The following is a 6,145-nucleotide window of genomic DNA, read 5'->3' as shown; positions in this document are numbered from 1 at the left end:
CCGCTCCGTACCAGCCGGAAAAGGGTGACAGCACAGGGATGAGCATGAACACAGTCGTCACGACGGAACGGCGTGACGCCATTAAAGGGCGCTGCGCGCCCGGTTGAAGCACCGGCGGCAGCCGGTTGCAGCCTTTGACCTCAGCCATCAGGCCCTATGTCCGAAACCCGAGGGGGTTCGGCGGAGCTTAGCGGCTTGCCGCTTAGCGGAGTGGGACTGACGACCCGGCAACGCCGGGGAGCCGAAGGGGGCCATGTTCCGGCAGTCGGTTATTTAAAAACTACCGCAGAGACTCTGCCGGGATCACGCTGAATACCTCCGGATCTATGCTGTCAGTCCAGGTCCTCTTTGCTTCCGCCGCCTCGCCAGTATGCAATGTCGTCGTCCAGCCGCCTTATCTGCTCACTGACGGCCTCTGCCAGGCGCTCGGTTTCACTCTCCTGAGCCCCTGAAAGCCCATCCCACTCGGACGACATTGCGCAGAGTTTTTCAAACATCGTTATCAGCTTACGGCGCTGACTGCGCGCCGTTTTCAGCTCGGTAACGTAATCGCCCCGGCTCATACCGCCACCGCACTGAACATCAGCTTGTTGGGTACCATCCAGCGTTCCAGCACCTGCGTTATCGCAGTCGATTCCTCTGACAGTAACCCGGCCTCAGCCCCCAGTCGCCACAACGGCTGGCCTGCCATTTCCCAGCGATCCAGAGATCTCAGTGAAGGGAACCTTTCACTCCACCGATAAAACATGATCTCCAGCTCGGTATGATGCAGTTGCGAGCAGGACCAGCGTGATATCCAGCTGCTGACACTGGCTGGCGTATGAAATGCCAGGTCAATCTCAGCCTGCCCTTTTATTGCCTGATGAGTCCGCGTTTTCGCCTCTCTCTCACGGCTGTACTGGCGGGAATACTTATCACTGAGCAGCTCCGTTTTTCGCCGCTGCCGCTCTGTGCCCTGAAACCGCCATCCCGGAAACAGTTCGTCAACATCATAACTGCTCAGCGGATTAGGGCAGTCCTCACCGGCGCTGGCGATCATTCTGTCGATCGCTGCCAGCCATACCTGTCGGTTCCCCCTGAATTCGGCCTCTAGCATCGAGGGACGGAAAAAGCGGATTTCTTTCAGCGTCACCCGCCTGCTGCCCCTGAGAAAGCGGAAAAAGGCGTTTGCATACGGATAGTCTGCACAGTACACGTTACGTTCATGTCTGTTTTCAACAAACGCGATGGCCTGCATCGCTGCACGGCGTGCAGGAGAAAGCGGAACCAGTGAACGACAGTTCGGGATCATGCGTATTCTCCTTCTGCCAGGTATTCCGCCATTCCGGCAGCGCTGTGTTCCAGCAGGCATGCCTGTGCCGCTGCGGCGATCAGGCCGCTGATACGCTGCGGGTCGAACGGCGTCAGTCTGAGCACTTCGCGCACGCAATCACCGTCGGCTGATATGAGTACAATCAGCCACTCCCCGGACACGTCTCCCGGACTGCATACGCAGAGACTGAACGCCTCTCCGGGCGGGGTGTAGCGCAGCTGAACCGGAAAGAATCCGCCAAATTCTCCACGGTATTCCCCATTGACCATCCAGCCAGCGGGTACGTGCAGCAGCTGTGCGACGGCGCTGGTCAGAATGTGGCGATCGTTCTCTCCTCTTTCGCGCCACTCCTCAAATTCGCAGGGGTGCATTGCGGTCAGCACGGACAGATTCAGAGCATTGTTATTATTCATCTTTATCTCCATGCCGCCCCGAAGGGCGGCGCTCCTTATCAGGCCGCGTGAGCGGAATCGTTGTTGTCAGTGTCACTGCCAGCCTCAGCAGACCCGGCCGCATCAGTCGTTTCAGGCTCCGGCCCTTTCATCCAGGCTGGCACCCAGCGCGTATCTCGTATTTTTCCCTCAGCCAGTTCAGCGGCATCGCCCTTCTTCATTTTCGCCGCGTCAGCAGCTGCGCCTGTAAACCCGGCCTCAGTCAGCGACTCGACAATCTGTGTATGCTTCAGGTCAGCGAAGAAGTTCGCCTTTGTGGGTTGCCACCAGTCACGCATGTGGAAGCCAATCGCATTTTCCAGTGTGTCCAGGCGGCTGTCAGTGGTGCGCTGATATTCACGCGTCTGCACCCCGTCAACCGAACAGGCAACACAGAACGCCATCAGTGACATAAGCGTTTCACCGCTCAGATCGAAGAATGTGGTGAAGTCTTTATCCCATCCCTGCGGCAGCAGGGATTCCAGACGAGCCTTTTCCTGCATCAGGGCGGTAAAGCCCGGGCCTTTGTCACCGGACGGGGCATCCTGCGTCAGGCTGTAGTGTGGTACGGTTACGCGGATACTGAACGGGTTGCCATACTGTGAGCCGGAGCTGAATACGTTGTTGCAAAGCTGCCAGACCAGCAGAGAAACAGCCTTTTTCTGCTGCTGCATCAGTGCAGCCTGCACGGCAAGGGTGCGCTCAGACGACATTTTGGTGAGAAGTGGCAGACTGATACCCTCAGCCGCATCCGGCTTTTTAGCCATGCTGATTGGGCTGATCTGAGGTACGGCAGGCTGTGTGACCTGTTCAGTTTCACTGCTATCATCGGCCTGCAGATCGGCAACCCTAAGAACGCCGCGCTGCACACAGAGCTCACCGTATTTATCGAACCCGACCACCACGCCCGACATGGCACGAACTTCCGGGGTCCAGGCACGAACCCGTGCTGATTTCTCGATGATTTCAATTTCATCGCTGGCTGCACTATAGCCATCATCGTCAGCACTTTGTGCACATTCATCAGCCACTTGGTACAGATCATTGATGCGTCTTTCTTCGTCACCGATGTAGACAGGTTCTGGCTCGTCGGTCAGCTGATACGTCAGCGCATCCCGGTGCGGATAAAGCGAACTCAGCTGGCCCAGGCTCCATTTCCAGCCTTCACTTTCCTGAATGGCCTGCGCCATTGCGGTCAGCTTCTGCAGGGTCAGGGTTTCCAGCAGAACCGCATCAGCCGTTCCCTCACCCTCCTGCTGACTGAACAGGTCTTCGCGCACGACACCGCCTGCTGCCTCGTACGTCTCACGACCCACGAAGAGAAAGCGCTTATCCGTGATGGAGATTTCTTTATCGGTGATGAGTTTTCGTAACATGGTGACGGGCAGGTTATGCCAGGAGGCTTTTACCTCTTCATAAACACGCACCTGACGGGCCTGATCGTCTTCAAGGCAAAGCGCCTGGCACTGCTCAACCGTCAGCTGATCCTCTGCCAGCAGCTTAAGCAGCGACGGCGCAAGGTTTGCGAGTTTCAGCATGCGCTGAACGTGACGGGTGCTGTAGCCCAGCCCGGCGCCAATCTGTTCGGGAGTTTTACCCTGATAAGCCAGGGTACCGAAGCTGGCAATCTGCTCCGCCGCATGCATATCGCTGCGCTGCGCATTCTCAATGTAGGAAACCAGCGCGGCCATTTCCGGTGAGACGCGCTTGAAAGGCACCGGGTAATCAGGGGTCAGAAACTGCTGTGAGAGCAGCAGATTCAGGGCTGTGAGGCGTTTGCCACCTGCGGCCACTGCCAGTTCACCCTCTGGCAGTTCGTGGGCGATCAGATTCTGCAACAGGCCGACCGACTTAATGGTTACCGCCATGCTTTCCACGCTTTCAGTGGAATATGGGATGGTGCGGGCATTAAGCAGCGACATGACGAACACTGAGAGAGGCGCGTATTCAACCGGCGCGGCTTCAAGCGCGGCTTTTACCGCCGCCTGTTCGGCGTCGATCACTTTTTTAGCGCTGGTTCTTTTAGGCGCTTTTGCTTTAACATTGGCTACTGACATCGTTGATACCTCGTGAGATTAATGACTGTCCCGCCCTGCGGAGTGGCTGCTCCGCAGGGCGCCTTTTAACTGCTTACTGCGCCTTGGGAATACCGTAATCACCGATATAACGGTTCAGCCAGTAACCCGCGTTTGATTCGAAATTCCATGCTCTCCAGACCAAATCGCCATCCTTACGCACGACCAGGCGAAAGTGCGTACCCTGATCGTCTTCGATAGCAACATTGGCGTACTGCGCAGCGGCTGCCGTCGCCTGCTCACGCGTATAGGTGTCATCCGGTAAGCGCACAACTGCTGGCTGTTCCACTGATATCTCCTGTCTTTTTTCCCTTAAAACCATCACCCGTTGAGTTGCCGGGGCCGCGGTCTTGACGTTTTGCGGGGAACTGCTGCTTGCTCCCCTGGTTATAACCTTCACCCGTTTGAGAGCCGTTCGCCGCAAAGGGCGCAACGAGCACAGGCCGGAGCAGATGTCCGGGAGCGAGCGGAAAAATTTTTGGCCACATAAAAAATTTTCCGGCGAGAGGCTTCAGCCGTCCCTGGACAGCTAGGCGGTTTGTGCTTGTCTCAGCCCCGGCGAAAGGACTCAGACGGGCGAAACAATCCATGAGGAAAGCAGGAACCCGCCGCAACGATGTGACGCGCGGGCGCGAAACAGCGTTGCCCCTTACATCCCGCCGTGTGTGGTGGCGGGATGCAGGGAGCGCCGTTTACGGCGGGACTGAGCGGCGCAGCCGGAACGGCTGCTGTGAGCGGAAGGTGTTGCGTCAGGATGGAAACCCGCTGCCCCGGAACGGGGCCGGGCAGAGACGGCCTGCCGGCTCTGTGCGAAGCATGACAGCCGACAGGACGCCCGCAGAGACAAAAAACTTCCTGCTCACAGTGAGCAGAATGGGCCGTCCGGGCCTCAGAATATGCGGAAAAACGCCGGAAAAGTAGCAGTTAAAGTCGTACTGATGGGCCACGTATTCATTTGCGGTGAGGGCGCTGCGCCGTCAGGCGCAGGTCTGTCCGCCCCGCCGCCGCAGGCGAAGGTTTTTGGCGGGATACAAGGCGGCCACAACCGCCTGATGATTTCGCTTATCCTTATCCTCTCTGCAGAATAAAGTGACTGCCGAGATAAACAGCACTCTGGCAGGTCATGAAATAACAGATTTCATCTACGATCTCTTCGGTTCTCAGCTCTCTCTGGCCATTGCTGCGGCGGCGCTCGTTGATCACGACTTTGTACTGGCGAAGGATGTCTCGAGTCTGTGGTGACAGTTTCATTTTTTATCCTTTACGGCAGGGTTCATCCTGCCGGCGTCATCAATTGCTGAATACAAAGCCGTCGTGCAACACATAGCCACTGCTGAACAGATCGCGGGCATAGGCTTCATAATCGAAATAAGAGCGCAGCGGCTCCGGTACATCATTCAGAAGGCCATTGTCTTCAACCAGCTCATACGCGTAATCTTCCTCCGTTTCTGCCTTTCCCCTGTACGCCTCATCAAAGGCGTCAAAATCACACTCGCCGGAATAATCCACCCAGGCAACAAAGGCGTCTTCCCTGCCCTCTTCTTTTGCCTGTTTCCAGGCCGCGATGAAATCCCAGTCGATAGAGGATTCAGACACGAATTTAGATGGAATGCCCTCCCAGTCTTGGAACATAAATTCAGGATCTTCTTCGGATGCGTGGAGTTCTCGACATGCGTCGTGAAACTCGGTCATTTCCTCAAAGTCAGTGAGATCAAACCATTTCCCGAAAATGCTGCCACAGTTGTATTTATGGTAAGTCCCGACGTATACCGCTGGTCCGTTAAATGTCATAAGAAATCCTCCGCAGTCAAAGTAATCACCGTTTCGGCCTGTGCCGTGACTGAATGACAGCCCGGCGGAAAGCGGAGTGTTCAGGAGCGACACCGCAGGCCGCAGCGCAAGCGAGCGGGAGACGGGATTACGCACGGCGCTGACGCGAATTTCTGAGCGGCGGCGCGACGGAAGTAAGCGCAGCGGAGCGAGTGCGAACGGGCGAGGATGGCGAGCGAAGCGATATCTTGAACACGCAGCGGCCGGGCTAAAGTGAAGTCACGGCACCGGCCGCAGTCCGCACGGACTTGGTTTTCTGCACTGCCCCGCCGCATGGCTGAATATAGCGGCGCGTAGCAACGTCCTTATTTCATTCTGGCCACAATCCGGGTGCATACAGTGAGGGCACGGCATTCTGTCCCTGCCGGTTTCCGGCTGCAGGTCGGGGAGCGGCAAAAAAGACGGAGCGAAGCGACATCCTTGTATAATCAGCCACACAGAACAGACAGGTTCTGTGTGTTAGAACCGGGGCAAAGCAGGCCGGCGACATCCTTTGA

At 56.9% G+C, this 6,145-nt stretch carries 7 protein-coding genes; all 7 read right to left on the bottom strand.

Annotation, left to right across the window (positions count from 1 at the left end; genetic code table 11):
- Positions 1-332: 332 nt before the first annotated feature.
- The 7 genes from ACNY69_RS21520 to ACNY69_RS21490 all read right to left on the bottom strand — a co-directional run bounded on the left by ACNY69_RS21520 (position 333) and on the right by ACNY69_RS21490 (position 5,609).
- Positions 333-563, bottom strand: coding sequence for a hypothetical protein (locus ACNY69_RS21520; protein WP_418800321.1), 231 nt, complete (start codon positions 561-563; stop codon positions 333-335).
- Entirely contained in the window at positions 560-1,291 is a 732-nt protein-coding gene (locus ACNY69_RS21515) for a plasmid SOS inhibition protein A (RefSeq protein ID WP_418800318.1), read from the bottom strand. Before ACNY69_RS21515 ends, ACNY69_RS21520 begins: the two co-directional genes overlap by 4 nt.
- Entirely contained in the window at positions 1,288-1,725 is a 438-nt protein-coding gene (psiB, locus tag ACNY69_RS21510; protein ID WP_418800315.1) for a conjugation system SOS inhibitor PsiB, read from the bottom strand. Before psiB ends, ACNY69_RS21515 begins: the two co-directional genes overlap by 4 nt.
- Before the next feature lie 38 nt (positions 1,726-1,763).
- Entirely contained in the window at positions 1,764-3,800 is a 2,037-nt protein-coding gene (locus tag ACNY69_RS21505) for a ParB/RepB/Spo0J family partition protein (protein WP_418800312.1), read from the bottom strand.
- A 73-nt stretch (positions 3,801-3,873) separates the two neighbouring features.
- The gene (locus ACNY69_RS21500; RefSeq protein WP_418800323.1) at positions 3,874-4,140 is read right to left on the bottom strand and encodes a DUF905 family protein; all 267 of its coding nucleotides are present in this window, start codon (positions 4,138-4,140) and stop codon (positions 3,874-3,876) included.
- A 746-nt stretch (positions 4,141-4,886) separates the two neighbouring features.
- Positions 4,887-5,069, bottom strand: a complete 183-nt coding sequence (locus ACNY69_RS21495; protein WP_418800309.1) for a hypothetical protein — start codon at positions 5,067-5,069, stop codon at positions 4,887-4,889.
- A 39-nt stretch (positions 5,070-5,108) separates the two neighbouring features.
- Complete coding sequence (locus ACNY69_RS21490; RefSeq protein WP_418800306.1) at positions 5,109-5,609, bottom strand: antirestriction protein ArdA; 501 nt, start codon at positions 5,607-5,609, stop codon at positions 5,109-5,111.
- Positions 5,610-6,145 lie beyond the last annotated feature (536 nt).

The sequence above is a fragment of the Pantoea graminicola genome (assembly GCF_048452665.1).
Taxonomy (GTDB): Bacteria; Pseudomonadota; Gammaproteobacteria; order Enterobacterales; family Enterobacteriaceae; genus Pantoea.
The sequence above is the reverse complement of the archived record's forward strand: the minus strand, read 5'-3'. Positions and strand labels throughout refer to the sequence as shown.

Excerpts from the sequence above, each read along its gene's own strand:
- ACNY69_RS21520 (WP_418800321.1), bottom strand. The coding sequence starts at position 563 with ATGAGCCGGGGCGATTACGTTACCGAGCTGAAAACGGCGCGCAGTCAG.
- ACNY69_RS21515 (WP_418800318.1), bottom strand. The coding sequence starts at position 1,291 with ATGATCCCGAACTGTCGTTCACTGGTTCCGCTTTCTCCTGCACGCCGT.
- psiB (WP_418800315.1), bottom strand. The coding sequence starts at position 1,725 with ATGAATAATAACAATGCTCTGAATCTGTCCGTGCTGACCGCAATGCAC.
- ACNY69_RS21505 (WP_418800312.1), bottom strand. The coding sequence starts at position 3,800 with ATGTCAGTAGCCAATGTTAAAGCAAAAGCGCCTAAAAGAACCAGCGCT.
- ACNY69_RS21500 (WP_418800323.1), bottom strand. The coding sequence starts at position 4,140 with ATGGTTTTAAGGGAAAAAAGACAGGAGATATCAGTGGAACAGCCAGCA.
- ACNY69_RS21495 (WP_418800309.1), bottom strand. The coding sequence starts at position 5,069 with ATGAAACTGTCACCACAGACTCGAGACATCCTTCGCCAGTACAAAGTC.
- ACNY69_RS21490 (WP_418800306.1), bottom strand. The coding sequence starts at position 5,609 with ATGACATTTAACGGACCAGCGGTATACGTCGGGACTTACCATAAATAC.